The 26,341-nt window shown below is 70.4% G+C and carries 22 protein-coding genes; 10 read left to right on the forward strand and 12 right to left on the reverse strand.

What is annotated here, in order from left to right; translation table 11 throughout:
* Positions 1-43: 43 nt before the first annotated feature.
* The 5 genes from G406_RS0132695 to G406_RS0132715 form a co-directional block, all read right to left on the reverse strand.
* Complete coding sequence (locus G406_RS0132695) at positions 44-442, reverse strand: hypothetical protein (protein ID WP_028937057.1); 399 nt, start codon at positions 440-442, stop codon at positions 44-46.
* Positions 439-870, reverse strand: a complete 432-nt coding sequence (locus G406_RS0132700; protein WP_028937058.1) for a MarR family winged helix-turn-helix transcriptional regulator — start codon at positions 868-870, stop codon at positions 439-441. Before G406_RS0132700 ends, G406_RS0132695 begins: the two co-directional genes overlap by 4 nt.
* A 388-nt stretch (positions 871-1,258) precedes the next feature.
* A complete protein-coding gene (locus G406_RS0132705) occupies positions 1,259-2,323 on the reverse strand; it encodes an ABC transporter permease (RefSeq protein ID WP_084216528.1) in 1,065 nt (354 codons plus the stop codon).
* Entirely contained in the window at positions 2,320-3,885 is a 1,566-nt protein-coding gene (locus tag G406_RS51415) for a sugar ABC transporter ATP-binding protein (RefSeq protein ID WP_051342990.1), read from the reverse strand. The genes G406_RS0132705 and G406_RS51415 overlap by 4 nt, the downstream gene beginning before the upstream one ends.
* A gap of 7 nt (positions 3,886-3,892) precedes the next feature.
* The gene (locus tag G406_RS0132715) at positions 3,893-4,924 is read right to left on the reverse strand and encodes a substrate-binding domain-containing protein (RefSeq protein WP_028937060.1); all 1,032 of its coding nucleotides are present in this window, start codon (positions 4,922-4,924) and stop codon (positions 3,893-3,895) included.
* Between the two features lie 203 nt (positions 4,925-5,127).
* Between G406_RS0132715 and G406_RS0132720 the strand changes: the two genes are divergently transcribed.
* From G406_RS0132720 to G406_RS54790, 4 genes are all read left to right on the forward strand, one after another.
* Positions 5,128-5,901: a DeoR/GlpR family DNA-binding transcription regulator gene (locus tag G406_RS0132720; protein ID WP_028937061.1), complete on the forward strand. Its 774-nt coding sequence runs from the start codon at positions 5,128-5,130 to the stop codon at positions 5,899-5,901.
* A complete protein-coding gene (galT, locus tag G406_RS0132725) occupies positions 5,898-6,968 on the forward strand; it encodes a galactose-1-phosphate uridylyltransferase (RefSeq protein WP_028937062.1) in 1,071 nt (356 codons plus the stop codon). The genes G406_RS0132720 and galT overlap by 4 nt, the downstream gene beginning before the upstream one ends.
* A gap of 12 nt (positions 6,969-6,980) precedes the next feature.
* The gene (galK, locus tag G406_RS0132730; protein WP_028937063.1) at positions 6,981-8,192 is read left to right on the forward strand and encodes a galactokinase; all 1,212 of its coding nucleotides are present in this window, start codon (positions 6,981-6,983) and stop codon (positions 8,190-8,192) included.
* Between the two features lie 782 nt (positions 8,193-8,974).
* Positions 8,975-9,787, forward strand: coding sequence for an alpha/beta fold hydrolase (locus G406_RS54790; protein ID WP_051342991.1), 813 nt, complete (start codon positions 8,975-8,977; stop codon positions 9,785-9,787).
* On the opposite strand, the gene G406_RS51425 is transcribed toward G406_RS54790, so the two are convergent.
* Positions 9,781-10,551 carry a maleylpyruvate isomerase N-terminal domain-containing protein gene (locus tag G406_RS51425; protein ID WP_051342992.1) on the reverse strand — a complete coding sequence of 257 codons (771 nt, stop codon included), beginning with the start codon at positions 10,549-10,551 and terminating at the stop codon, positions 9,781-9,783. The genes G406_RS54790 and G406_RS51425 overlap by 7 nt on opposite strands.
* A gap of 96 nt (positions 10,552-10,647) precedes the next feature.
* On the opposite strand from G406_RS51425, the gene G406_RS0132745 reads away from it, so the two are divergent.
* Positions 10,648-12,423 (forward strand): ATP-binding protein, encoded by a 1,776-nt coding sequence (locus G406_RS0132745; protein ID WP_037079523.1) that lies wholly within the window; start codon positions 10,648-10,650, stop codon positions 12,421-12,423.
* A gap of 68 nt (positions 12,424-12,491) precedes the next feature.
* Here the strand turns inward: G406_RS0132745 and G406_RS0132750 are convergent, their stop codons facing one another.
* Positions 12,492-13,577, reverse strand: coding sequence for a YeiH family protein (locus G406_RS0132750; RefSeq protein ID WP_245607293.1), 1,086 nt, complete (start codon positions 13,575-13,577; stop codon positions 12,492-12,494).
* A 123-nt stretch (positions 13,578-13,700) separates the two neighbouring features.
* Here G406_RS0132750 and G406_RS0132755 point away from each other — a divergent pair, with 123 nt between their 5' ends.
* Both G406_RS0132755 and G406_RS59160 read left to right on the forward strand, forming a co-directional pair.
* Entirely contained in the window at positions 13,701-14,471 is a 771-nt protein-coding gene (locus G406_RS0132755) for a GntR family transcriptional regulator (protein ID WP_028937066.1), read from the forward strand.
* A 10-nt stretch (positions 14,472-14,481) separates the two neighbouring features.
* Positions 14,482-15,147, forward strand: coding sequence for a TetR/AcrR family transcriptional regulator (locus tag G406_RS59160; protein WP_028937067.1), 666 nt, complete (start codon positions 14,482-14,484; stop codon positions 15,145-15,147).
* A 32-nt stretch (positions 15,148-15,179) separates the two neighbouring features.
* Here G406_RS59160 and G406_RS51430 read toward each other — a convergent pair whose 3' ends face one another.
* The 5 genes from G406_RS51430 to G406_RS0132785 form a co-directional block, all read right to left on the reverse strand.
* On the reverse strand, positions 15,180-16,367 hold the full coding sequence (locus G406_RS51430) for a DUF6986 family protein (RefSeq protein WP_037079976.1): 1,188 nt from the start codon (positions 16,365-16,367) through the stop codon (positions 15,180-15,182).
* Complete coding sequence (gene allB / locus G406_RS0132770) at positions 16,364-17,677, reverse strand: allantoinase AllB (RefSeq protein WP_028937068.1); 1,314 nt, start codon at positions 17,675-17,677, stop codon at positions 16,364-16,366. The genes G406_RS51430 and allB overlap by 4 nt, the downstream gene beginning before the upstream one ends.
* Entirely contained in the window at positions 17,674-18,414 is a 741-nt protein-coding gene (locus G406_RS0132775; RefSeq protein WP_028937069.1) for an aspartate/glutamate racemase family protein, read from the reverse strand. The genes allB and G406_RS0132775 overlap by 4 nt, the downstream gene beginning before the upstream one ends.
* A gap of 6 nt (positions 18,415-18,420) precedes the next feature.
* A complete protein-coding gene (locus G406_RS0132780) occupies positions 18,421-19,932 on the reverse strand; it encodes an NCS1 family nucleobase:cation symporter-1 (RefSeq protein WP_028937070.1) in 1,512 nt (503 codons plus the stop codon).
* 496 nt (positions 19,933-20,428) lie between these two features.
* A complete protein-coding gene (locus G406_RS0132785; RefSeq protein ID WP_028937071.1) occupies positions 20,429-21,142 on the reverse strand; it encodes a GntR family transcriptional regulator in 714 nt (237 codons plus the stop codon).
* Between the two features lie 34 nt (positions 21,143-21,176).
* Between G406_RS0132785 and G406_RS0132790 the strand changes: the two genes are divergently transcribed.
* Genes G406_RS0132790 through G406_RS0132800 form a run of 3 tightly spaced genes read left to right on the forward strand, consistent with a single transcriptional unit; the run spans position 21,177 to position 26,341 of the window.
* Entirely contained in the window at positions 21,177-21,800 is a 624-nt protein-coding gene (locus tag G406_RS0132790; RefSeq protein ID WP_028937072.1) for a maleylpyruvate isomerase family mycothiol-dependent enzyme, read from the forward strand.
* A 48-nt stretch (positions 21,801-21,848) separates the two neighbouring features.
* Positions 21,849-23,006: an exonuclease SbcCD subunit D gene (locus G406_RS0132795; protein WP_028937073.1), complete on the forward strand. Its 1,158-nt coding sequence runs from the start codon at positions 21,849-21,851 to the stop codon at positions 23,004-23,006.
* Positions 23,006-26,341, forward strand: coding sequence for an AAA family ATPase (locus G406_RS0132800; RefSeq protein WP_028937074.1), 3,336 nt, complete (start codon positions 23,006-23,008; stop codon positions 26,339-26,341). The genes G406_RS0132795 and G406_RS0132800 overlap by 1 nt, the downstream gene beginning before the upstream one ends.

A 26,341-nucleotide genomic window follows, 5' to 3' on the forward strand; every position in this document is an offset into this window, starting at 1 on the left:
CTAGTTGTTGACACGACTTCGTGTCAACAACTCGATCGGAGATTCATCGCCACGGAAAGTCATCCAGGTCGGGTTCTACCCATCCGCTGCGCGCGTTCGCGCAGGCCAGGGTCGCGGATCGGTAGAAGCGGCTGAGCAGTCGTTTGTCGAGCAGTGCCGGGTTGACCTCGACGAACTCGTCGAAGTCGCGGTGTGGAGCCTCGGCGGCGTGGTGGCTCACGAGCTCTACCCATGCGCGGCTCACGGTGCTGTTGTACTTCTGTGGCGCGCCCGCGTATCTCGCGGTGCGGCGGATTCCGGAACTGATCAGTCTCGTCGCCTCGTCGGCGCCGTACTGCAGTACCGCGAGCCAGGTCAGCTTGATGTGCTGGCGGTGGCCGAAGTGCTCGGTATCGCGCATCGCCTCACGCATCAGGTCCTCGAACCGGGAGTCGTGGCTCATGTGGACACCTCGGTGAGCGCCCGCAGGACGGTGCGGAAGTTCCGCACGACGTCCTCGGGGAGATCGCCCAGCGCTCGTCGTTCCAGAGCCGCCAGCGCTTCGGCGATCGTGCCCGCCGTCGCCTCTCCGGACGGGCTCAGCTCGACCAGTACCGAGCGACGGTCGCCGGGGCGGGTGCCTCTCGTGATGTGGCCTCGGCGTTCCAGGCGGTCGAGGACGCTGGTCAGGGTCGTCGGGCGGCTTCCGATCGCCACGCCCAGCTCGGACACCGTCCGCCCCTCGCCGTCCGCGAGGTTGGCCAGCGCGTTGATCTCGGATGCGGTCAGGTCCAGATCCGCGAGTTCAGCGGCCAGCACCTGCAGCGTGGCATGCGTGGCCCGTTGTAGAGCCAGTAGCGCGGACCCAGGTGATACGAAATCGGACTTCATGCTTTCGGATAGTACGACATCGTAGAGGTTGCGGGGGTGTCTGTCCCCGCTGGCCATCGAGTGTCTTGGCGTGGTCGGGCGGCGTCAACCCCCGGCTGACGCCGGCCTCGCCCGCCTGCGCGGCTGTCCGATGTTCGGGGGCGAGGTTTCAGGGTTGACCCCACCCGGCCACGCCAAGTGCAGGCCAGGATCGCGGGGACGGGGGAGCTCTGCGGCGCCAAGTGCGGTCACGGCTGCGCCGCCTCCCACCGACTGCAGAGCGCGATGTGACCACAGAGTGCGCGGCGTCGCCCGTTTCCATGATCACCACGGCCTGGTGGCTGATCTCGCGCGGAAAATCAGCCACCACACCGTGCTGACCATGAAAGCAAGGCGGGAACAGGCCCAACTAGTCCGGGATGCCGATCGCCCTGTCCTTGCGTCGGCGCTGCTGGGCTATGACCGCGATCAGCAGGAGGGTGCCCTGGGCGACGTTCTGCCAGAACGTGTTGATGTTCAGGACGTTCATGCCGTTCTCCAGGAAGCCGAGCAGCACGATCGCCAGCACGGCACCCAGGACGCCGCCCCGGCCGCCGCGCAGCGACGCTCCGCCCAGCGCGGCGACGGTCACGGCCTTGAGCTCCAGGCCGTCCACCGAACCGGTCTGCTGGCCGAAGCCCTGCCTCGCCATCAGGATGACGCCCGCGATCGCGGCGACGAAACCGACCACCAGGTACACCGCCAGCACGTAGCGGTTGATGCTGACACCGGCGAGCCTCGCCGCCGTGGGGTTGCCGCCGATTGCGTAGACGTTGCGGCCGATGTCGGTGTAGCGCAGCAGGAAGGCGAGCGCCAGCGCGACGATGACCAGGATGAACAGCTGGGTCGGCAGGCCGGCGATGGAGCCTCGCTGCAGGAAGATGAAGATCGGGTTGGACGAGAAGCCGCTGCCGATCGCGCCGCCGTCGGAGATCACCTGGCCGATGCCCTTGAACGCGGCCAGCGTGGCCAGCGTGGCGATGAACGGGTTCACCCGGCCGTAAATGATCAGCAGGCCGTTGGCAAGGCCGCACAGCAACCCGACGCCGAGCGCGCCCAGCACAGCGAGCCCGCCGCTCTGGCCGGTGTGGGTCCAGATCAGCGCTCCGGTCACCGAGCTGAGCCCGACGATCGAACCGACCGAGATGTCCAGACCGCCGACGATGATCACCAGTAGCTCGACGAGGCCGGTCAGGCCGAACAGGATGATCGTTCCGGTGACCGCGACGCTCAGGTTGTTCCAGGTCAGGAACGCGGGCTGGCGTGAGGTCACGAACGCCGCGATGATCACGATGACGGCGAGCAGGATCAGGTTCTGCACCCGGTCGGCGTTGCTGAACAGGCCGAGTGTCTTCGCGACCGCCGTTCCGGAGCCGGTCTTGGGCTCGGCCGGTTCCTGCGTCTGCGGCGCGGTCACGGTGTCTCGCTCGGTCATCGGGTTACCGCTCCATCGTTGTCGAGACCGACCACCACGTCGGACAGGTCGTCGGCCATGGCCAGAGCCAGGACGCCCTCTTCGGACGCCTCCGCCCTGGGCAGCTCGCCGGTGATCCGGCCGTTCTGCATGACCAGGATTCGGTCGGCCAGCCCGAGCACCTCGGGCAGCTCGGAGGAGACCATCAGGATCGCGATGCCGGCGGCCGCCAGCTCGCGGATGATCGCGTAGATCTCGGACTTGGCGCCCACGTCCACGCCTCTGGTCGGTTCGTCCAGGATCAGTAGCGCGGGGTTGCGGGCCAGCCAGCGGGCGAGCACGACCTTCTGCTGGTTGCCGCCGGACAGGTTGCCGACCGCGTGTTCCTGGCTCGGCGTGCGCACCCGCAGCCGCTCCAGGTACTGGCCGACGATCTCCCGCTCACGTTTGCGGTTGATCACCCGGAAGCTGCGGATCCGGTCGTAGATCGCGGCCGCGGTGTTCTCCCGGACGCTGCGCTGCAGGAACAGCGCCTCGGCCTTGCGCTCCTCGGGCGCGAGGCCGATCCCGGCGCGCACCGCGTCGCGCGGCGAGCGGAACCGGCGCCGCTCACCCTGGAAGGTGACCGTGCCACCGGTGATCGGCTCGGCGCCGACCAACGCCCTGACCAGCTCGGACCGTCCGGCGCCGATCAGACCGGCCAGCCCGACGATCTCGCCGGCGCGGACGTCGAAGCTGATGTCGTGCACGTCGGCCGAGGTCACACCGTCGACGGCGAGGACCACCCCGCCGGGCTCGGCGCGGGAGACCTCGTCGTGGAACAGGCTCGACAGGTCCCTGCCGACCATCATCCTGATCAGCTCGGTCTCGGTGAGGCCCTCGGTGGAGCGGGTGCCCACGTGGCCGCCGTCGCGCAGCACGACCACCTGGTCGGCGAGCGCGAAGACCTCCTTGAGCCGGTGGCTCACGTAGATCACCGCGACTCCCTGCTCCCGCAGCCGCCTGATCAGGGTGAACAGCAGCTCGACCTCGTTGTCCGACAGCGAGGAGGTCGGCTCGTCGAACGCGATGACCTTCGGCTGGTCGGTCAGCGCGCGCAGGATCTCCACGAGCTGGCGCTGCGCCGGGGTGAGCCGCGAGCCGAGCGTCTCCGGGTGCAGCACCTGGCTGAACCCGTAGCGGGTGATCAGCTCGGTTGCACGGGCGACCAGCTCGCTGCGCCGGAACAGCCGCCGCTTCGCGGGCAGCGCCCCGACGAAGATGTTCTCCGCGACGTTGACGTGCGCGATGATCTCCGGTTCCTGCGCGACGACCCGGACCCCGGCTGCGCGGGACGCGGTCGGATCGGCGAACCGAACCTGCTCGCCGTCCAGCACGACGGCGCCCGCGTCGATCGGTGTCGCCGCGATCAGCACCTTCAGCAGCGTGGACTTGCCGGCGCCGTTCTCGCCCATCAGGGCGGTCACCTCGCCGGCGCGGAACTCCACGCTCACCTCACGCAGCGCAGCCACCGTGCCGTACTGCTTGCTGACCGAATCCATCCGCAGCGCGGCGGGCCCGGTCCGGGTCGTCGTATCGGTCATCTCGCGGTCAGGTGCACTTCAGCGACGTCGACTTCGCGGTCACGTTGTCGACGATCTGCGTGCGCGCGATGGTCTTGGCGGGCAGGGCCGCGCCGGTGCGCAGCTTCGTGACCAGCGTGCGGACCGCCGAGGCGCCCACGTCGTGGCCGTCGATGTAGAGCGCCGAGACGAAGCCGTCCGGCACAGCGCCGACAGCCCAGGACTTGCACGCGATGTAGGCGCCGAGCCCGACCCCGACGATGTTGGACGCCGGCACGTTCGCGTTGGTCAGCGCCTGGATCACGCCGGACACGTTCTCGTCGTTGCAGCCCATGACCACCCAGTTCTTGACCTCGGGGTGGCCGGTGATCACACCGGACGCGGTGCTCTGCGCGCCGTTGACGCTGTTGTCGGTGCCCACCGAGATGGCGTTGCCGATGCCGCCGTTCTGGGTGTACTGCTCCTTCTCACCCCGGACGCGGTCACCACACACCGAGAGGTCCTGCTTGGAGGCGTAGATGACGCCCGTCTCGGCGCTGTTCCAGCCCTTGGCGCTGACCCGCTTGGCCGTCTCGGCGCCGACCTTCGAGCCCATGTCGTAGCCGTCGAACCCGACGAACGGCACGTCCTGGCCCGCGTTGTTCTTGAGGGTGTCGTCGGAGGCGACGAGCGGGATGTTCGCGTTGTTGGCGGCGGCCGCGACCTGCGGGCCGATCTTCTGGTCCGGCACGACGATGGCGATGCCGTTGACCTTCTGCGCGGCGGCCGAGTCGGTCTCGGTGACGGCCTTGTTGGCGTCCTGACCGAGGTTCACGATCTTGACGGTCACCGTGGACTGCGGGGTCGACAGCGCCTTGGCCTCGGCCACGGCACCCGCCGCCTCGTCGATGAAGTACTGCTGGTCGCCCTGTTTCTGCAGGTAGGCGAGGGTGATGTTGCCGGTGACCGGTGCCGCGCCCTGCGGCCCGGACTCGGCCTGCTGGCCGCTCGAACAGCCGGTGGCCAGCAGCGTCGACAGACCTACTGCGCAGGTCGCCACGGCGAGACGCGACGGTCTCATGGGTGCTCCTTTGCACGAGCAACAAAGATGTATGGGAGTTGTGAGCAGCATCGTGGACGGTTACGCCAAAGTCAACAATACTCAACATTATTGCTGTGTTCCGATGTTGATTCATGTTTGACTTTGATTGCGCAGCTGTCACATGATGTGGGTATGACGCTTCCGCGGTACCCCCGTTCCCACCTGTCCCGGTGGGCGCGGTGATGCTTGCCAGGCAGCGTCAACAGCGCATTCTGGACGAGGTGGCACGATCCGGCGCGGTGAAGATCGCCGACCTGGTCGAGGACCTGGCGGTCTCCGACATGACCCTGCGCAGGGACATCGCGGAGCTGGCATCGAAAGGCCTGGTCGAGCGGGTTCACGGCGGCGCCGCGCAGGCCCGGATGGCCAGCGTGCACGAGCCGGCCTTCGCCACGAAGGCCACCCAGCAGGTGGCCGCCAAGCAGGCCATCGCCAAGGCCGCGGCCCAGCTGGTCGCACCGGGTAGCTCGCTCGGGATGTCCGCCGGGACCACGACGCACCTGGTGGCGACCGAGCTGCTGGACATCCCGGACCTGACCGTCGTGACCAACTCGCTGCCGGTGTCCGACGAGCTGCACACGAACCGCAGGCTGGAACAGACGGTGCTGCTGACCGGCGGCGCGCGCACCCCGTCCGACGCACTCGGCGGCCCGATGGCGGCGTCCGCGCTGCAGGGCTTCCACCTGGACCTGCTGATCCTCGGCGTGCACGGGATGGCGGTGCCGGCCGGGCTGACCTGCCCCAACCAGCTGGAGACCCAGGCGAACCAGGCGTTCATCGCCGCGTCCCGCCAGATCATGGTGGTCGCCGACCACACGAAGTGGGGTGTCGTGGGCCTGCAGACGATCGCCGAGCTGACCGAGGTGGATGTGCTGATCACGGACGACGGTCTTGCGGCGGGTGCGCGCCATGAGCTGGAGAGCCTGGTGGGCGAGCTGATCGTGGTGCGGGCGTGAGCACGGGGTCGGTCCGCAGAACCTCGATCCGTCTCGCCGACGGCCGGGAGCTGATCTACTTCGACGACCGTGAGCCGTATCTGTCCGGTACGGCGATCCGAACAGAAGCCGACATCCGTGAACTTCCGCCGATGGAGACCCGCTCGGAGATCCGGCTCGATGTGCTGACCGGTGAGTACGTGGCGATCGCCGCGCACCGGATGAACCGTACGTATCTCCCGCCCGCGAACGAGAATCCCCTGGCGCCGACGGTGCCGGGCCGGCCGCCCACCGAGATCCCGGCGTCCGACTACGACGTGGTGGTGTTCGAGAACCGCTTCCCGACGTTCTCGGGTGGTCAGGGCCGCTGCGAGGTCGTCTGTTTCACCAGCGACCCCGACGCCAGCTTCGCCACGCTCGACCCGGGCCGCGCGCGCACGATCATCGAGGCGTGGGCCGACCGCACCGCCGAGCTGTCCACGCTGCCCGGCACCCGACAGGTGGTCCCGTTCGAGAACCGGGGCGAGGAGATCGGGGTGACCCTGAGTCACCCGCACGGCCAGATCTACGCGTATCCGTTCCTCCCGGCCCGCACCCAGGCGCTGGTCAGGCAGGCGCGGGCACACCGCTCGGCGACCGGCAACTCGCTGCTGGCCGACGTGCTCGCGACGGAACGTGAGCAGTCGGTGCGGATGGTCCTGTCCGGCGAGCACTGGAGCGCGTACGTGCCGATGGCGGCCCGCTGGCCGCTGGAGGTGCACCTGGCGCCGCACCGCGACGTCGCGGACCTGGCCGAGCTGACCGACTCCGAGCGCGGTGAGCTGGCACACGTGTACCTCGACCTGCTGCGCAGGATCGACCGGTTCTTTCCCGGCGTCGATCGCACCCCGTACATCGCCGCCTGGCACCAGGCCCCGGTCGGTGAGTACCGCGAGCTGGGGCGCCTGCACCTGCAGCTCTTCTCGCTGATGCGGGCGCCGGGGCGGATGAAGTTCCTGGCCGGTTCCGAGTCCGGGATGGGCGCCTGGATCAACGACACCACTCCGGAACAGATTGCGCACCGGCTGCGTGATGTGGCCGAGAACTGATTTGATCTGCGGATGACTCGGGCACACTGGTACCCGCCGCCCTCGCGGCAGACCGAACAGCGGTGCATCGAGCTGTTCGAGTCCACCTACGGTGGCGCGCCGGACGGGGTGTGGTCCGCCCCGGGGCGCGTCAACCTGATCGGCGAACACGTCGATTACGTCGGCGGAATCTGCGTGCCGTTCGCGCTGGGGGAGCGCACCTGGGCGGCGGTGCGGTCGCGCACCGACGGGATCCTGCAGGTGGCGTCCGGCCAGCTCAACGCACCCTGGTACGGCCATATCGACCACATCGCCCCCGGCCGGCCCGACGGCTGGGCGGCCTATCCGGCCGGTGTGGTGTGGGCGATGCGGCAGGAGGGTCTGCTGCCGGCCGAGTTCGGCGGCGCGGACGTGGCGGTGTACTCGGAGGTTCCGCTCGGCGCGGGCCTGTCCAGCTCGGCGGCACTGGAGTGCGCGCTGGCGGTCGCCCTCGCCGACCTGCACGGCGGCGGTTCCGGCGAGCCCGGCTCGGAGCGGCGATCAGCGCTGGTCAAGGCCTGCATGCGCGCGGAGAACGAGATCGCGCTGGCCATGACCGGCGGCCTGGACCAGGCCGTGGCGTTGCACGCCCGCGCCGGCTACTGCCTGCGGCTGGACTGTGACAGCGAGGAGATGCAGCAGGTCCCGCTCCCGCTGGAGCGCCACCACCTGGAGATCCTGGTCATCAACACGAACGCGCCGCACCAGCTGGTCGACGGCCAGTACGCGCAGCGGCGTGCCTCGGTGGACCGCGCGGCCCAGCTGCTGGGCATGCGGACGCTGCGCCAGGCGTTCTCGGTCGAGGTGACCCTGGCCCGACTGGTCGAGCTGGGGGAGGACTCGCCCGAGCTGCTGCGACGGGTCCGCCACGCGATCAGCGAGACCGCGCGGGCCGGCACGGCGGCGCGGCTGCTCGCCGAGGATCGGCTGCTCGAGCTGGGACCGTTGCTGAACGCCTCGCACGCGTCGCTGCGCGACGACTACGAGATCAGCTGTGTCGAACTGGACACCGCTGTGGATGCTTCGTTGGAGGCAGGAGCGTTGGGGGCGCGGCTGGTCGGTGGCGGTTTCGGTGGGTCCGCGATTGCTCTCGTTCATGACACCGATGTGGAGAAGGTGGCCGAGGCTGTCGCCTCCGCCGCTGCTGCGCGTGAGTTGGCTGAACCGAGCTTCCTGTTGGCTGAGGTGTCCGCCGCTGCTGGGTGAGGTCGCTATCCCCGCTGGCTTTCAGTGTGCTCGGGGTGGGTGCAGTCGTATCCCCGCTGGCCATCGAGTGTGCTTGGCGTGGCCGCCCGCTATCAACCCCCGGCTGGCGCCGGCCTCGCGCTCGTTCCTGGTTGCGCGGGTTCGGGGGCGAGGTTTCAGGGTTGACAGCGGGCGGCCACGCCAAGTGCCGGCCAGTATCGCGGGGATGGGGGAGTTGTGCGGCGCTTGTGTTGGTCACGGCTGCGCCGCGCCCCGTTTGTGCACGTGCTCAAGGTCCAAGATCACCCCATCTGTCACATGCGTAACGCTCGGGGCGACTTCGCAGAGCTACAGGTTGCGTCGCACATGTTCCAACATCTGCGACGCAACACGTAGCTCTGCGAGGCGTGACGAAAGTGATCACAGAGACTCCTGGGACTACGCGATCGCGCGAGGGCGCAGCCCGATGCGCAAAGAAAGCGCGATCGGCCCGCCACCCCGCACGGCATGCACGCACACCTGCCCCTTCCCCGCGATCCTGGCTAAGCACTTGGCGTGGCCGCCCGCTGTCAACCCTGAAACCTCGCCCCTGAGGCAGTGCAACCAGGAGCCCGCGCGAGGCCGGCGTCAGCCGGGGGTTGAGAGCGGGCGGCCACGCCAAGACACTGAAAGCCAGCGGGGACGCCCCGATCACTCCGGAAAGCCAGCGGGGACGCCAGATCACCCCGGAAACACCGAGATCGAGACCCCAGGCGCGTGCCGGTAGATTTCGGTGCCGGAAGAAAGTGACGGGAGGCGCCTCGATGGCGGTGCAGCAGGTCGAGTATCGAGACGTGGCGGGAGTTCGCACGGCCCTGGCGGACCGGGGCGACGGACCGCCGGTGATCTTCGTGCACGGCGTGCCGGACTCTCTGGACGAGTGGGCGCCGTTCCTCGACCGGGCCGGCGAGCTGGGCCGGGTCATCGCGCCGGACATGCCGGGCTTCGGTCGCTCTGGACGGCCGGGGCGGGTCGACTTCGCGACGCTCAAGATGTGGTTCACCGCGCTGATCGATGACCTGGGCCTCGAGCGCTACCGGCTGGTCGTGCACGACTGGGGCGCCGTCGCGCTCGCCGCCGCCGCGCTGCGGCCCGAACAGGTCGAACGGCTGGTCGTGATCGACGCGGTCGCGCTGAACCCGCACTATCGCTGGCACTGGCTCGCGCGGGCCTGGCGCACCCCGGTGCTCGGCGAGCTGGCGACCATCGGCATGCGCCGTCCGACGTTGAAGCTGCTGACGCACCTGTCGAGCCCACGTCCCGGGCCGATGTCCGACGAGTTCCTCGACGACGCGACCCGCTACCTCGATTCAGGCACACGGCGCGCCATCCTCGGGCTGTACCGCTCGGCGGACGCCGGGGTGCTCGGCGCGGCCGGCAACACCCTCGACGAGGTGCGCTGCCCGGCGCTCGTGCTGTGGGGTGACGGTGACCCCTACCTGAACATCAGGGAGGCGTACCGGTTCGGCTCGGCGCTGCCGAACTCCGAGGTCGAGATCGTGCGCAACGCCGGCCACTGGTGCTTCCGCGAGGACCCGGCCGTGGTCGACCGCGTGATCAAGTTCCTCGGTCAGTAGCCGGACAGCAAGGCGTCCAGCCGCCGGAGCACGGGTTGGGTGACGTGACTGCGGATGCGGCCGCGTCGGTCGGGGCGGCGGCCCCAGATGAACAGCGTCCGGGCAGCCGCGTCCAGCTCGATGGAAGGTTCGTCGGCCCGCCGGCCGCTCAGGTGCAGGCTGGCGCGTCCGGATTCCACCACGACCCGCACGTCCGGAGCGTTCTCGGAGCGTAGGGCGACGGCGAAGTCCTGGTCGGGGTCCGGGTCGTGGGTCCGGCCGAGGCGCAGCAGGATCTCCCCGAGGACACCGACCGCGTGTTCGGTGAGCTCGGGCTGGGCCAGCAGCTCGGTGCCGGTGTCGTCGTCGCCGACGAAGTCCCACCGGTGGACGGCGAACTCGTTGCGCAGGTGCGGCAGGAACTTCGCCACGACCATCCGACGTCCGGTCCACGGGATGACCGCGTCCGGGTCGTCCGCCAGGACCTGCGCGATCACCGTGCGCATCGTGGCTTCCTCGGCGTCGAGGCGTCGGCACAGGGTGGTGTCGTCGAGCGCCCGGAACGGCGGTTCGCGTTCCTCGAACGTGCGGGTCCTCGGAACCTCCTCGCCCGCGAGGTAGGGCCGCAGATGCCGGGTGACCTCGGCGGCGGCCGCGGCGAGGTGCGCGGTGACATCGTGCGCGGTCCATCCCTCACATGCGGACACGATGTCCGGCGCGGTGTACTGGCGCGCGTCGAGGAACGCCTCGGCTTCCGTGCTGCGATCGATCGATGTGGTGACCATGTCGTCGAGGCTAGGTTCGGAACGGTTCGGCCCCGGACGAATCGAGAACCCCGCCTGGCCGCGGCGTCGGTGGGTACGCGTGGTAGCAATGCGACCGTGACGGAGAACGGGACACAGCGCCCACCACCGGTCGGGCTGGTGGCCGGTACCGAGGACTCGACGCCGCTGCTGTTCAACGTGGCGCTCGGGCAGGACTCGTACCTGCAGCTGGACGACGTCGTCGTGACGGTCCGCGCGGTGCCGGGTGTCGGGCCGGTGCTGACCTCGGGGATCGTCACCCAGGTCACCGCCCGGACGGAGGGCGCCAGCTTCGGCTCCGACGTGTTCCTGATCAACGAGGGTGTGCTGCCCGCACAGGTCCAGGAGATCGCCGAGATCACCACCACCCGCGTCGACCCGGAGTGCTACGTGCCGCCGCGCCCTGGCGTGCCGGTGCACCGGGCGACCGGGGACGAGCGGGCGCAGGCGCTGTACTTCGACCGGATGGACAGCAAGGTCCCGGTCGGTCTCGGGCGGGACGGCGAGCCGATCTACCTGAACCTGGAGTTCCTCGACGGCACCCGCGGCGGGCACGTGTCGATCAGCGGCATCTCCGGCGTGGCGACCAAGACGAGCTTCGCGCTGTTCCTGCTGTACTCGATCTTCCGCAGCGGTGTGCTCGGCAACCGGGCGGTCAACGCCAAGGCACTGATCTTCAGCGTCAAGGGCGAAGACCTGCTGTTCCTCGACCACACCAACCGACGGCTGACCGACGCCGAGTCCGGCCCGGAGCTGCAGGGTGCCTACGCGAGGCTCGGGTTGCCCGCCGAACCGTTCGCCTCGGCGGGCTTCTTCGCGCCGCCCACGCCCGACGATCCGACCGGCCGTCCGCACGTCACCGGCCGCACCAGCGGGATCAGCCCGTTCTGGTGGACGCTGCGCGAGTTCTGCGCCGACGAGCTGCTGCCGTTCGCGTTCGCCGACGCCGAGGACGAACGCAACCAGTACACGTCGGTGATCCACCAGGTGACCACCCGGCTGCGTCACGACGCGATGGCCGCCGGTCTGGACGGCGCGGTCAGCATCGAGGGCAGGCTGCTGCGCACGTATCAGGACCTGGTCGGTTTCGTGTCCGACAAGCTGACCGACGAGGACCACGCGGTGCGCGCCCCGTGGGCCGGTCCGGTCACCGGCACCGGGACGATCAATGCGTTCCTGCGCAGGCTGCGCTCCAGCCTCACGCCGCTGCGCTCCATCATCCGGGGCGATCTGACCGACAGTCCGGGGCGTCGGGTCAGCACCGAAGGGCAGCAGGTGACGGTCGTCGACCTGCACAACCTGCCGGAACGCGCGCAACGGTTCGTCGTCGGTGTCGTGCTGGCCGCCGAGACCGCGCGCAAGGAAGCAGCGGGCCCCGGCGGTCTGCTGTTCACGATGATCGACGAGCTGAACAAGTACGCGCCCCGTGAGGGCAGCAGCCCGATCAAGGAGGTGCTGCTGGACATCGCCGAGCGCGGGCGTTCGCTGGGCATCATCCTGATCGGCGCGCAACAGACCGCCAGCGAGGTGGAGCGGCGCATCGTGTCCAACTCGTCGATCAAGGTCGTGGGCCGCCTGGACCCCGCGGAGGCCGGCCGCCCCGAGTACGGCTTCCTCCCGCCGTCCCAACGAGGCAGGGCCACCTTGGCCAGACCGGGCACGATGTTCGTCTCCCAGCCGGAGATCCCGGTCCCGCTGGCGGTGGAGTTCCCGTTCCCGGCCTGGGCGACGCGCCTGTCGGAAAGCGCGGGCGAGCCCCAGCGTGTTCCGTCCACGGGCGACGCAACAACGAACGGCGCCTCCCGAAGCCGCCTCAGCCGCCTCCCCTCGGTGGACGACGACCCCCCGTTCTGACGCGGCTCCCCGGTTCATGCCGTGAGTGTTTTGGGCTGCCAGGGCAACCCAAAACACTCACGGCATGGTCACAGGGTGTGGGTGAGTGCTTGCAGGGCCAGGCTGCTGGACGCCACCAGTAGCCAGAGGAGGCCGCCCAGCAGGAGGGGGCGGACGCCCGCGCCCCTGATGTCGGCAGCGCGCATCGACAGGCCGATGCCGGCCAGCGCGGTGGTGATCAGGAACGTGCCGATGGACGTGAGCGTCGCGTGCCAGGCGACCGGGACCAGACCCACCGTATCCAGTGCCGACGCCGCGATGAAACCGAGCAGGAACAGCGGGACGACCTTGCGCCACGGCATCTGTGACCAGCGCGGACGGTCGCCGGCGGCGAGTGCGTCGCGGCGGGCGCGCCAGATGGCCAGGACGATCACGATCGGGATCAGCGCGAGCGACCGGCTCAGCTTGACCACCACCGCGTACGGTCCGGCGTCCGGTGAGAAGGAGAAGGCCGCCGCGACGACCGAGGACGTGTCGTTGATCGCGGTACCGGCCCACGTGCCGAACGAGTGCGGCGACAGCCCCCACGCGTGCCCGAGCACGGGGAACAGCAGGACCGCCGCGATGTTGAACGTGAAGATCGTGCCGAGCGCGTAGGCGACCTGCGTCTGCCGGGGCTTGAGCACCGCGGTCGTGGCCGCGATCGCGGACGCGCCGCAGATCGCGGTACCGACGCCGATCAGGATCTGGGTGTCACCTCGCACGCCGAGCAGCCGCCCGAGCCCCCACGCGCCGAGGAGCGCCACGGCGAGCGTCCCGAGCATCACCGGCAGCGAGGCCAGGCCGACGTGCGCGACCTCGCGCAGCGACAACGTCGCGCCGAGCACCACGATGCTGGCCTGCAGCACCGGCTTCGACGCGAACGTCAGGCCGGGCCGCAGGTCGTCGCCCGGTTTCACGGCCGCCGCCAGGATCAGACCGAGGACGATGCCGAACACCGGGGCGCCGACGACCGGTACCGCTTTGCCGAGAGGTGTCGCGGCGAGCGCGACGAACACCGCGAGCACGAGACCCGGCGCCACGAGCCGGCCCTGGTGCCAGTGGGATTCGAACCAGCCGAGTGCCGGAGCGGTCGCCGAACGCTCATCGAGGATGTGCTCAGTCGTCTGGCTCACCGAAAGGCTCCTCTCCGCCGGACGTTCATATGTACCTACATTAGGACGTTCGACGCCGGAACGCGAGCGCCGGGGGGACGGATAACCTGAGAGCAGTGACGATCAGAGGTGGAGGTGCCCGGGATGCCGGCTCGCGCATTGCGGCGTGACGACCCGCTGCCGCTGTGGGCGCAGCTGCAGCAGGACCTGAGGGCCCGGTTGTCCCAGGGCGAGTTCGAGCGGGAGTTCCCCGGCGAGATGGCGCTGCGCCAGGAGTACGGGGTGAGTCGCAACACGGTGCGCGAGGCGCTGCGCTCGCTGCGTACCGAGGGTGTGGTCACCGCCGCGCGCGGACGGGCGCCGAGGGTGTCCGAGCCGGCGGAGATCCAGCAGCCGCTCGGTGCCCTGTACAGCCTGTTCGCCTCGGTCGAAGCGTCCGGGCTCAGTCAGCGCAGCATCGTGCGCACGCTGGACCGGCGCCGCGACGGCGTGGTCGCGGTACGGCTGGGGCTGGAGGAGTCGACGCCGCTCGTGCACCTGGAGCGGCTGCGGCTGGCCGGGCCGGAACCGCTCGCGCTGGACCGGGTCTGGCTACCGGCGGACCTCGCCGAGCCGCTGCTGGGCGTCGACTTCACCCACACATCGCTGTACGGCGAGCTGGCACACCGCGCGGGCGTGCGGCTGGAGGGCGGCTCGGAGACCATCCACGCGGCGATGCCGAGCGCTCTGGAGCGTTCCTTGCTCGGCTGCGACCCACGCACCGGCGCGTTCCTGATCGAACGACTCGGACGGACGGCGGACCGTCCGGTCGAATGGCGCCAGACCATCGTGCGCGGCGACCGCTTCACCTTCCGGGCCGAGTTCTCCGCCCGTCAGGGATATCAGCTGGCGGTGGCGGGCGTCGGACGGGCCTAAGCTGACCGGCGTGACGCGGCCGAACGGGACCTCCGAGGCACGTCGCGCCTGGGGCAGCCTCGCGCGTGAGGACATCGTCGCCGCCGCCGTCGAGCTGGCGCGCGCCGAGGGCATCGACGCGCTCACCGTCCGCCGCCTCGCCGCCGAGATCGGCGCAGGGCGCATGTCGCTGTACCGGCACATCCCCAGCAAGGACGCGCTGCTCGATCTCGTGGCGAACGCGATCGCCGAATCGCACGTCATTCCCGAGCAGGCGCTGACCGGACCGTGGGAGCAGCGGCTACGGCACCTGGCGCACAGCATGCGCGAACAGCTCAAGTGCTATCCGGGGTTCGCCGAGCTGGTCATGACGCGCGGCAACCACGGTCCCGGCGGCCTGTCGATCGTGGAGACGATCCTCGACATCCTGACCGACGCCGGCCTGCGCGACGAGGTGCTGGCTCGCCACTGTCTGGTCTTCGTCGACATCGTGCTCGGACGGGCCCACCGCGAGCTGCACGGCGACCCGACCAGCGCCGAACGCAACGCCGCGTTGCTCGCGGCGGCCGAGTCGGAGGACAGCGCCCCGCGACTGCGCGCACTGGCCCCGCACCTGCGCGCGATCACGCCGGAGGAGATCTTCGAGACCGAGCTGGACATCCTGGTCAACGCCATCTGGGCCGCGAACACCTCGTGAGTGTTGAGTATGGCTATAGCCACACTCAACACTCACGAGGTGAGCTGGCCGGTGAGGGCCGTGACCTCTTCCTCGGTGGTCGCGCCGCAGCGGAGGGCCCTGGTCAGGAACCGGGTCAGGGCCTTCGCGGTGGCGGGCTCGTCGAGCACCCCGACCGAGGTCTGCTCCCGATAGGCCCGCAGCCGCGCGGCCGCGGCGGGCAGTCCGGCGCGGAAGAACGCGAAGGTCGCGGCGAACCGGGTCGGCAGCTGCGCCGGATGCATGTCCCAGCCCTGGTAGAAGCCGCGTTCGAGCGACCGCCGGACCAGCCGGGCATGCAGCTGCCACGCCGCGTGCACCTCGTCGGCCGGGCCGACCGGGAGCACGTTCGTCGAGCCGTCGGACACCGGAACGCCGGTGCTCGCGGCGGCGACCTGCATGACGGCCTTCGCGTAGTCGGCCGCCGGGTGCTCCATGCTCTGGTAGGCGCCGGCGATCTCCACCGAGGCGCTGTAGTCGTACGTCCCGTAGTGCACCCCGACGCACCGCCCGGCCGCCGCGTGGATCATCGGCGCGACCAGCGCGGTCCCGTCGGCGCCGAGGATCGCCTGCGGTGTCTCCACCTGGATCTCGAACCGCAGCTCCGGAAGGCCGTAGGCCTGCTCCAGTGCGGTGCACAGCTCGACCATCGCCTCGACCTGCACGACCGACGTCACCTTCGGCAGCGTCACCCGGAACCCCTCGGGCAGCCGGGCGGATTCGAGCAGGGTCGACAGGAACAGGTCCAGCGTGCGGACGCCTCGATGCCGGGTCGGGCCCTCCAGGGACTTCATCCGGATACCGATGCACCTCGGCAGCGACTCGGTCGTCAACGACAGCGCGGTCGCGGCGGCGCGCGCCGCGGTGTCCTCGGTGTAGTCGTCCGGCGAGCCGTAACCGTCCTCGAAGTCGATGCGCAGGTCCTCGATCGGTTCGGCGCCGAGCTTGGCCCGCACCAGGGTCTCGGTGTGCTCGTCGACGCCCTCGACGACGCCGACCAGCGGTCCGTGCTCATCCAGGGCGGCCAGCGCCTCCGCACCCCACCGCGCGGCGGTGTCCGGAGCGAACCGGTCGGCCGGTACATACACCGTATGTACCGGTTGCCCGTCGGCGGGAAAACCCGGGTAGCGCCGGTCCCGGGTCCGGTCGTCCTCGGCGAGCAACGTGTCCAGCCGGTGCGCCACCGTCGGGTCCAGACTCACCTGGGTACCTCCACCATCTGACCGGCTCGGTCCTCAGCATCGACCGGGCGTCCGGCCAGCCAGGTCTGGGTGACCACTCCGTGCAGCGTGCGGTCTGCGTACGGGCTGATCGGGTTGCGGTGCCGCAGCTTCGCCGGGTCGACCACGAACTTCTCGTCCGGCGCGAACACCGCGAAGTCGGCCCGGTGACCGGGGGCGATCACGCCTCGATCGCCGAGGCCGGTGAGCCGCGCGGGCGCCGCGCACATCCACTCGGCCAGCCGGGTCAGAGGGATACCCCGTTCGTCGGCTTCGGTCCACACGGCCGGCAGACCCAGCTGCACCGAGGCGATACCGCCCCACGCGTCGCCGAAGTCGCCGGTATCCAGTCGTTTCGCGTCGACCGTGCAGGGGGAGTGGTCGGACACCACACAGTCGATCGTGCCGTCCAGCAGCCCGGCCCAGAGCAGCTCGCGGTTGACGTCGTCGCGGATCGGCGGGCAGCACTTGAACTGTGTCGCGCCGTCCGGGACGTCCTCGGCGCGCAGTGTCAGGTAGTGCGGGCAGGTCTCGGCGGTGATCGGCAGGCCCTCGTCCTTCGCGGCGCGTACCAGCGGGATCGAGGCGGCCCCGGACAGGTGCACGACGTGCGTGCGGCAGCCCGTGCGTCTGGTCTGCTCCAGCAGCGTCTCGATCGCGGTCGTCTCCGCGCCCGGCGGGCGGGACGCGACGAAGTCGTCGTAGCGCCGCCCGTGCGCGGCCGGTGCCGACGCGATCACCTCGGGGTCCTCGGCGTGCGCGATGAGCAGGCCGCCGAAACCGGCGATCACCTCCATCGCCTCGGCGAGCCCCGCGCGGTCCAGCGGTGGGAACTCCGGCACGCCGGAGTCCAGCAGGAAGCACTTGAACCCGACCACACCCGCGTCGTGCAGCGCGCGCAGCTCACCGGCGTTGCCCGGTACCGCACCGCCCCAGAACGCCACGTCGACGGCGAGCTTGCCCCGGGTCGACGCCTGTTTGGTGCGCAGCGCCGACAGGTCGACGGTCGCGGGAATGCTGTTGAGCGGCATGTCGACGATCGTGGTGACACCGCCGGCCCACGCCGCCGCCGTCGCGGTGGCGAAGCCCTCCCACTCGGTGCGGCCCGGTTCGTTGACGTGCACGTGGCTGTCGACCAGGCCCGGCATCAGCACCTGGTCGTCCGAGATGGTCACGTCACCGGCGCCGGGGTCGTCGACCGAGACGATCATCCCGTCCCGCACCACGACCGTTGCCGCTCGCTCACCGTCGGGAGTGATGACCCGGGACGCGTGGATCCTGGTCTCGCTCACTCGGTCACCGGCAGCGCGAAGTCGCTCAGCACACCCGCGTACGGCTTCGGCGGCGGCGGGGCGAACTCACCCCGATCGCCGGTGTAGAGGCCCATCGTGACCAAGGACTGAACCTGCAGTACCGCGGCTGTCACACCGTCCACCACCGGAGCTCCGATCTCCTCACCGATCTGTCCGCACCACGAGCTCATGCCCGCGCAGCCGAGCACGATCGCATCCGATCCGTCCTGTTCCAGAGCCGCCGCGCACGCGTCGGTGACCCGCTTGATCGCGTACGGGTCGGTGTCGAGCTCCAGCACCGGGATGTCGCAGGCGTGCACGTTCGCGCAGAACCGCCGCATGCCGTAGTGCTCCGCGAGGTCCCACGCCCGGCCGACTGTCCGCTCCAGCGTGGTGACCACGCTGAACCGGCGTCCCAGGAAGCTCGCCGCGTGCATCGCCGCCTCGGCGATCCCCACCACCGGCCCGCCGGCCAGCTCACGAGCGGCGTCGAGGCCAGGGTCGCCGAAGCAGGCGATCACGTATCCGTCCGAACCGAGCTCCTCGCCGCCCGCGATCTCGGCGAGCAGCCCGGGAACCGCAAGTGCCTCGTCGTAGTGGCTCTCGATCGACGCCGGCCCCATCGTCGGGCTCACCGCCCTGATCACCGTGTCCGGGCCGGCGACCGCGAGGGCCGACAGCTCGATCGCGGCGGTCATGTCCCACGTGGTGTTGGGGTTGATGACGGTGATGATCACGGTGTACTACCTCCCGGCAGGTTCCTGTACGGAGTCGCCGGTGGCGGCCACCGCGCTCCGTCGAGCGATGGCGTAGTAGACCGCGAGACCGACCAGCATGCCGATGAACCAGGTGTACTGGACGACGGTCTTCATGCCGGGTCCATTGCTCCACAGGACCGGGATGACCGCAAGCACCGCGCCGACGACCGTCGCGATGATCGCCTGAGGGTGGTAGCCCTTGCGGTAGAAGTAGCGCCCGGTCGGGGACATGGTGAACAGGTCGTCGACCACCACCTTCTGTTTGCGCACGAGGTAGTAGTCGGCGATGAGTACGCCGAACAGCGGGCCGATGAACGCACCGAGGGTCTCCAGCGTGTAGTGGATGACCTCGGGGCTGTTGTACAGGTTCCACGGTGTGATCAGCACCGAGCCGACCGCCGCGATCATGCCGCCCGCGCGCCAGCTGATCCGCTGCGGGTTCGCGTTGGAGAAGTCGAACGCGGGGGAGATGAAGTTGGCGACGATGTTGATGCCGATCGTGGCGATCGTGAAGGTCAGCGCGCCCAGCACGATGGCGAGCGTGCTGTCGATCCGGGCGACCGTCTCCACCGGGTCGGTGATGAGTTCACCGAAGATCGGCAGGGTCAACGACGTCGTGACGACGACCAGGATCGAGAACACCAGGAAGTTGACCGGCAGGCCGAGGAAGTTGCCGCGCTTGACCGCCGCGAAGGACCGGCCGTAGCGGGAGAAGTCGCCGAAGTTCAGCATCGGGCCGGAGAAGTAGGACACCACCAGCGCGATCGCGCCCATCATGACCGGCACCGAGGCCCAGCCGGTGTAGCGGACCTCGCCCAGGCTCAGGTCGATCGCACTCCAGCCCGCGCGGTGGATGAGGTAGCCGGCGAGCACGAACATCACGACGTAGACGGCAGGTCCGCAGAAGTCGATGAACTTGCGGATCGTCTCCATCCCGGTCCAGAACACCGCCGCCTGCAACACCCACAGCAGAGCGAAACAGCCCCAGCCCAGCGTCGAGAGCCCGAGCCAGCCGTGCGTGCCTGCCTGCGCGTACGGCATGAGCGCAGGCCACAGCTTGAGCAGCACGATGGTCAGCGCCGCCGAGGCCAGGTAGGTCTGGATGCCGTACCAGGCCACCGCGATCAGGCCGCGCACGATCGCCGGCACGTTCGCGCCGAGCACGCCGAACGCGCTGCGGCAGATCACCGGGTAGGGCACGCCGGTGACCTGGCTGGGCTTGGCGACCAGGTTGCAGAACACGTTGACGATGCCGATCCCGACGAGCAGCGCCACCAGCACCTGCCAGCTGCTCAGCCCGAGCATGAACAGGCTGCCCGCGGTGACGTAGCCGCCGACGCTGTGCACGTCCGACATCCAGAACGCGAAGATGTTGTAGCTGCCCCAGGACTGGTGCTTCAACGGTTCCAGGTCGGAGTTGGCGAGCCGAGGGTCGTAGCGCGATTCGTGCCCGGCGCCGGTCGATGAGCCGGCCGATCCGGTGGTCGATGCGGTCATGACGCTCCCGTGGCTGTGCGGTGTCTAGCTCGTGCACAGACCGTAGGAGCGCTCTGTTACGTCTTTGTCACAGCGAACATATATCTTCTCCGCCCCAGGTCAGACCCCGAGGTTCGCGGCTCGACTTCGCAGAGCTTCCTGTTGTGTCGCAGACGCTGCAGCGTCTGCGACACAACACGACGCTCTGCGAGCCGGTACGGACGTGGCCAGTGAGGCCGGTGGGGTATCAACCCGAGGAGTTCCAGGCACGGGGCTGGGGCGTCTGTGCGGCGTGAACGCGGTCTGTGCGGGCTGCTTGGTCATTCGCTGTCTTCGCGTGCCGCTTCCGCGCGACGTTCGCAGATGAGCTCGTCGACTGGTGAGCTGCCGCCCGTCCAAGCTTGGGCGAAGTCTCTTTTGAGGCTGGCCGCGAGGTCGGCCCTGGACCCGCTGGACGGGCGTTCGTATTCGCTGGGCTGAGCCACATGTTCATCCCACATCGTCGGCGGCCGGGGATTCAGTCAGGGTCGGTGAGCAGACCGGTGTGCTGGGGCAGGCCCTCGAGGACGACCCGCAGCCGCTGGTAGTGCTCGCGGCAGGACGCCAGCAGGCTCGTGGTGTCCCTGGCGAGGAACGCGGCCAGCTGCTTGTCGTGGTCGTGGTGCAGGTCGTGGCGCTCGCGCGCGCCGACGTGGGTCATCAGCTGCAGCGGCTCGGTCACGTTCCACGCCGACTCCAGCATGCCCAGCAGCCGGTGCATGCCACACGGCTGGACCAGTGCCCAGTGGAACCGCTTGGTCTCGCGGTGATAGGCCCGCGAGTCGCCGGCCAGCGTCGCCTCGCGCAGGACATGGTGCGCGGCGCGGGCCTCCTCGTCGTGCGACGCGTCGGCGGCCGCGACCGCCGCGGTCAGCGCCGCCACCTCCAGCACCTCGCGGACCAGGTACAGCTCGCGCAGCTCACCGAGACTCAGCCGGGCGACGGTGTAGCCGAGGTTCTGCCGGTGCTCGACGAGACCCTCACCGATGAGCGTCTTGAGCGACTCCCGGATCGGGATGCGGCTGACCCCGAAGACCTCGGCGACCGCATCGACCGGGATCGGGGTTCCGGGCGGCACGTCTCCGTCGAGCACGCACCGGCGGAGCTCGTCGAGGATCTCCGCCTGCGACTGACCGGGCCTTGCCGCCGTGAGTACGGTGATCAGCGCGGAACGAGTTCTGTGCGTGCGCATGGTCGCATCTTCCACCGCCGTGAGGAACGTTGTCATGACCGTTGCCCAGCTGGCCCGCGACGAGCGGGCCGATCTCGTCGAGTTCCTGACCACCCTGACCCCCGAGCAGTGGAACGCGTCCACGCTGTGCGGCCTGTGGACGGTGCGCGAGATCGTCGCCCACGTGATCAGCTACGACGACATCGGGATCAGCGGGGGCTTCACGCGGCTCGGCAAGGGGCGGCTGAGCCTGGACAAGGCCAACGACATCGGTGTCGAGCTGGCGCGGGACACACCGCCGGACGAGCTGATCGCCGCGATGGAGCAGCGGCTGGAGCCACGAGGTCTGCCGTCCGCCTTCGGCGCCCGGATCGCGCTGCTCGACTGTCTCATCCATCACCAGGACATCCGCCGCCCGCTCGGAGCGCCGCGTGAGGTCCCGGAGCGACGGCTGCTCCCGGCGCTGGACTTCGCCAGGTTCGCGCCGCCGATCCGCGCGTTCTGGCGGACCAGGGGACTGCGCCTGGTCGCCACCGACCTGGACTGGGCGTCCGGCCGTGGCCCGGTCGTGGAAGGGCCCGCGGAGGCGCTGCTCATGGCCATGGCGGGCCGACGAGGTGTGGTGCACGAGCTGACCGGCCCCGGCCAGGCGACGCTGGCGACCCGAATCCAGGGTTGAGCGGGTCGCGTCAGGACTGTCGGGGGGAGCGCTTACGGTTGCTGCACTATGCGTTTCCTGCACACCTCCGACTGGCATGTCGGCAAGACGCTCAAGGGTCGTTCGCGGCTGGACGAGCAGCGTGAGGTGCTGCGCGAGATCGTAGGGATCGCCAGGTCGGAGCAGCCGGACGCGGTGCTGATCGCTGGCGATCTGTACGACAGCGCGGCGCCGAGCGCGGGCGCCCAGCGGCTCGTCATCGACGCGCTGATGGCGCTGGCGAAGACCGGTGCCGAGGTCATCGCGATCGCCGGCAACCACGACCACGCGGCGACCCTGGACGCCTACCGCACCTTGGCGAACGCCGCCGGCATCACGCTGCTCGGCTCGGTTCGTCCCGCCGAGAGCGGCGGCGTGGTCAAGTTCGAGGCCCGCTCGACCGGTGAGCCGGTGACGGTCGCCGTGCTGCCGTTCCTGTCCCAGCGCTACGCGGTGAAGGCCGCCGAGCTGATGACGCAGACCCCGGCGCAGAACACCGCCGGGTACGACCAGCTCGTGCGCGATGCGCTCGGCGCGCTGACCGCCGAGTTCTCCGACGACTCGGTCAACCTGGTGATGGCGCACCTGACGGTCACCGGCGGGGCGTTCGGTGGCGGCGAGCGCATGGCACAGTCGATCTTCGAGTACCACGTGCCGGCCACGATCTTCCCGCCCGAGGCGCACTACGTCGCCCTCGGCCACCTACACCGCAGGCAGAAGCTGCCCGCGCCGTGCCCGGTGCACTACTGCGGCGCTCCGATGGCGATCGACTTCGGCGAGCAGGACAACACGAGCGTCGTGTGCCTCGTCGAGGCGACCCCTGGGCTGCCCGCGAAGGTCACCGACATCCCGGTCACGGCGGGCCGCCGGCTGCGGACGCTGCGCGGCACCGTCGCCGAGCTGGTCATGCTCGCGGGCACCGTCGGCGACGACTTCCTGCGGGTCTGGGTCTGCGAACCGGCCAGGGCCGGGTTGCGCGACGAGGTGCTCGACCTGCTGCCCAACGCGCTGGAGGTGCGGATCGACCCGGAGTTCGCCGCGCAGGTGACCGGGTCGCGCCCGGCGAGCGGACCGGGCGTCGAGCGCAGCCCGGGCGAGCTGTTCTCCGACTTCCTCCAGACGCGATCGGTCGCCGACCCGAGGGTCGAGGCGCTGTTCGCCCGGCTGCACGACAAGGTGGGCGACTGATGCGCCCCGTGACACTGCGGATGGACGGGTTCGCCGCGTTCCGTGAGCCCACCGAGGTCGACTTCACCGGCGCCGAGTACTTCGCGTTCGTCGGGCCGACCGGGTCCGGTAAGTCGACGGTGATCGACGCGATGACGTTCGCGCTGTACGGCTCGGTTCCCCGCTGGGACGACCGGCGGACCGTGTCGCTGGCGCTCTCGCCCACCGCGAACCGGGGCACCGTACGGCTGCTGTTCGACATCGGCGAGGAGCGCTACGTCGTGGCGCGCGAGCTGCGCAGGGCAGCGAACGGGTCGGTGACCGTGCGCAACGCCAGCCTGGAGCACCTCTCCGATCCCACCGCGCTCGGTGACGTCGAGGACGACACCCACGTGGTCGCGGCCGACTCGATCCCGGTGACGAAGGCGGTCGAACAGCTGCTGGGGCTGCCGTTCGAGCAGTTCTGCATCTGCGTGGTCCTGCCGCAGGGCGACTTCGCGCAGTTCCTGCACGCCAAACCGGCCGATCGGCAGAAGATGCTGACCCGGATCCTCGGCCTCGGCATGTACGAGGTGATGGCCCGCGAGGCCGCGGGGGAGGCGAAGGCGGCGAACCAGCGGGCCGAGGTGCTCGCCGAGCAGTTGGCCGAGTACGCCGACGCCTCCGAAGAGGCCGCGGCGGCGGCCGCCGAACGTGAGGTGGCGCTGACCGAGCTGGTCGACCGGGTCTCGGCCGCTGTTCCGGTGCTCGCCGCGTGCGATGCCGAACTGCGCGATGCCGAACGGTCGGCGACGCGGCTCGGTGAGGAACGCGCGCTGCTGGCAGGTCTGCGAACGCCGGACGGGCTGACCGAGCTGGCCACGCGGGCCGGCGATGCGCACCGCGCGGTGTCCTCGGCGCGCGCCCGGCTCGCTGGTGCGGAGAAGGCCGACGACGAGGCCAGGCGCCGGATGTCCGAAGCGCCGGATCGGGAGCCGTTGCGGCAGCTGCGCCGCGATCACGCCGAGCTGGCCGAGATCGGGGCCCTGCTGCCCCGTCTGGACGCCGAGCGGGACGAGGCCGCGGGTCGCACCGCCTCAGCCGCCTCGGCGGCCGCCGAGGCGGCGACCGCGCTGGACACCGCCCGTGCCGAACAGGACCGGGCGGGTCAGACGGTGACCGAGCTGCGTGCCCGGTCCGAGCAGCTGGCGCAGGAGCGGACGCGGCTGACCGGGTTGCGCACGCCGGACGACGTGGTCGAGCTCGACCGGCTCCGGAGGGCGGGCGCACGTCGGCAGGCCGAGGTGCGCACGGAGGTCGCCGAAGCCGAGACCGCCGACACCGAGGCACGTAAGGCCCTTGCAGCGGGGCCGGACCGGTTCCGGCTCACCCAGGCCCGCCGTGACCACGCCGCGCTGCTCGACGTCTCGACGCAGCGCGACGAGTCGCAGCGGCGCCACCGCCGGTTGCGGGAGGAGTCGAGTGCGGCCGAGGTCGCGCTGGCCGAGGCCGAGCACGCGCGGTCGGTCGCCGAATCGGCACTGGCGGACGCCGCGCGCACCGACCTGGTCGGTGCGTTGCGTCCCAGGCTGGCCCTGCACGAGGACTGCCCGGTGTGCGAGCAGCGCGTCCTGACGCTGCCGGCCCCGGTCGAGCAGACGGACCTGACAGCGATCCAGGAGGCGCTCACCCGAGCCACCGAGCGGCGCGATCGGGCCCGGGAGGCCCACACCGGCGCCGCGGACGCCCTGCACCGCGCGTCCGCCGAGCTGGATGCGTTGACCGCCCGGATCGACTCGCTGCGTTCCGGGCTCGCGGACGGCCCGGACACCCTCGAACAGGTCGACGAGCTGCTTGCCACGGCGGATGCGCTGGCCGACGCCGCCGCGGAAGCCGAGCGGCGAGCGAGCGCGGCGCGGACCGAACGCGACCGGGTCGAGACGAAGGTCGACGACGTGGCGAGCCGCGCGGCGTCCTCGGTGGCCCGGCTGCGCGCCGCCCGCGACCCGCTGGTCGTCCTCGGCGCGCCGCCGATCGAGGCCGAGGACGACCTCGCCTCGTCCTGGCAGCGGTTGACCGACTGGGCCGCCTCGGCCGCATCGGACCGCGCCGTCCAGCTGAGCGACCTGCGGGCCCAGCTCACCGAGGCCGAGCGTCGGTACGGCGAAGCGGAGCAGGCGTGTGCTGTCGCGGCACGACGGGCGCGGGAGCTGCGCGAATCGGAGACGGCCGCGATCCGCGCGGAGCAGGACGCCCTCGGCCGGGCCGCCACCGCGACCCGGCGTCGCGCCGAGCTGGAGAAGTCGCTCGCCGGGCACCCGTCGGACGCCGAGCTCGCCGAGCAGCTCGCGGCGCTGGACGAGCTCGCCGACAACGCCAGGGCGGCCGATGTCGAGCTGAGGGCGGCCAGAGTCGCGCTCGGCGAGGACACCCGCACATCCGAGGCCGTCGGCGCACTCGTCGCCCGAGGATGGCGGGAGCTGCGGTCGCACCGCGACGCGGTGGTGGCCCTCGGGGCACCTGCACCGGAGGACTCGGCGAGCACCGGGGACGACCTGGTCGCCGCGTGGCGCGCGCTGGTCGACTGGGCCGGTGCCGCCGTCGCCGGGCGCGACGAGCAGCTGGCGGAGAACGTCCGGGTACTCGAGCGGGTCCGGGCGCGCGCCGGGGACGCGGAGCGCGCCCTCGTCGAGGACCTGCGGTCCCACGACATCGAGCTGCCGCCCGGCCGTGCGGCAGCCCAGGTCGCGGCCTCGGCGGCGTCGGCAGGGCTGGAGAAGGCCAAGGCGGCCGGCGCACGCATCGCGGAACGTCGCACGGAGGCCGCCAAGCTGGGCGAACGCCGGGCACAGGCACAGGAGGCCGGTCAGGTCGCCAGGATGCTCGCCGGGCTGCTGCGGTCGGACGCCTTCCCGAGGTGGCTGGTCGCGTCCGCACTGGACGCGCTGGTCACCGACGCGTCGCGGGTGCTGGACGAGCTGTCCGGCGGGCAGTTCGAGCTGACCCACGACGAGGGCGAGTTCCTGGTCGTCGACCACGCCGACGCCGACTCGCGCCGTCCGGTCAAGACACTGTCCGGCGGCGAGACGTTCCAGGCCAGCCTGGCGCTGGCGCTCGCGTTGTCCGAACAGCTCGCCACGCTCGCCTCCGCCGGCGCCGCACGGCTCGACTCGATCTTCCTCGACGAGGGGTTCGGCACGCTCGACGAGGCGAACCTGGAGGTCGTCGCAGGCACCCTGGAGAACCTCGCGGCGCGCGGCGACCGGATGGTCGGTGTCATCACCCACGTCCCCGCGCTCGCGGAGCGGGTGCCGGTGCGGTTCGCCGTGTCCCGTGACCAGCGCACGTCCTCGATCGTCCGAGAGGAGATGGCCTGA

Origin of the sequence: Actinospineispora spinosispora DSM 44797 (assembly GCF_000429025.1) — a bacterium.
Taxonomy (GTDB): Bacteria; Actinomycetota; Actinomycetes; order Mycobacteriales; family Pseudonocardiaceae; genus Pseudonocardia; species Pseudonocardia spinosispora.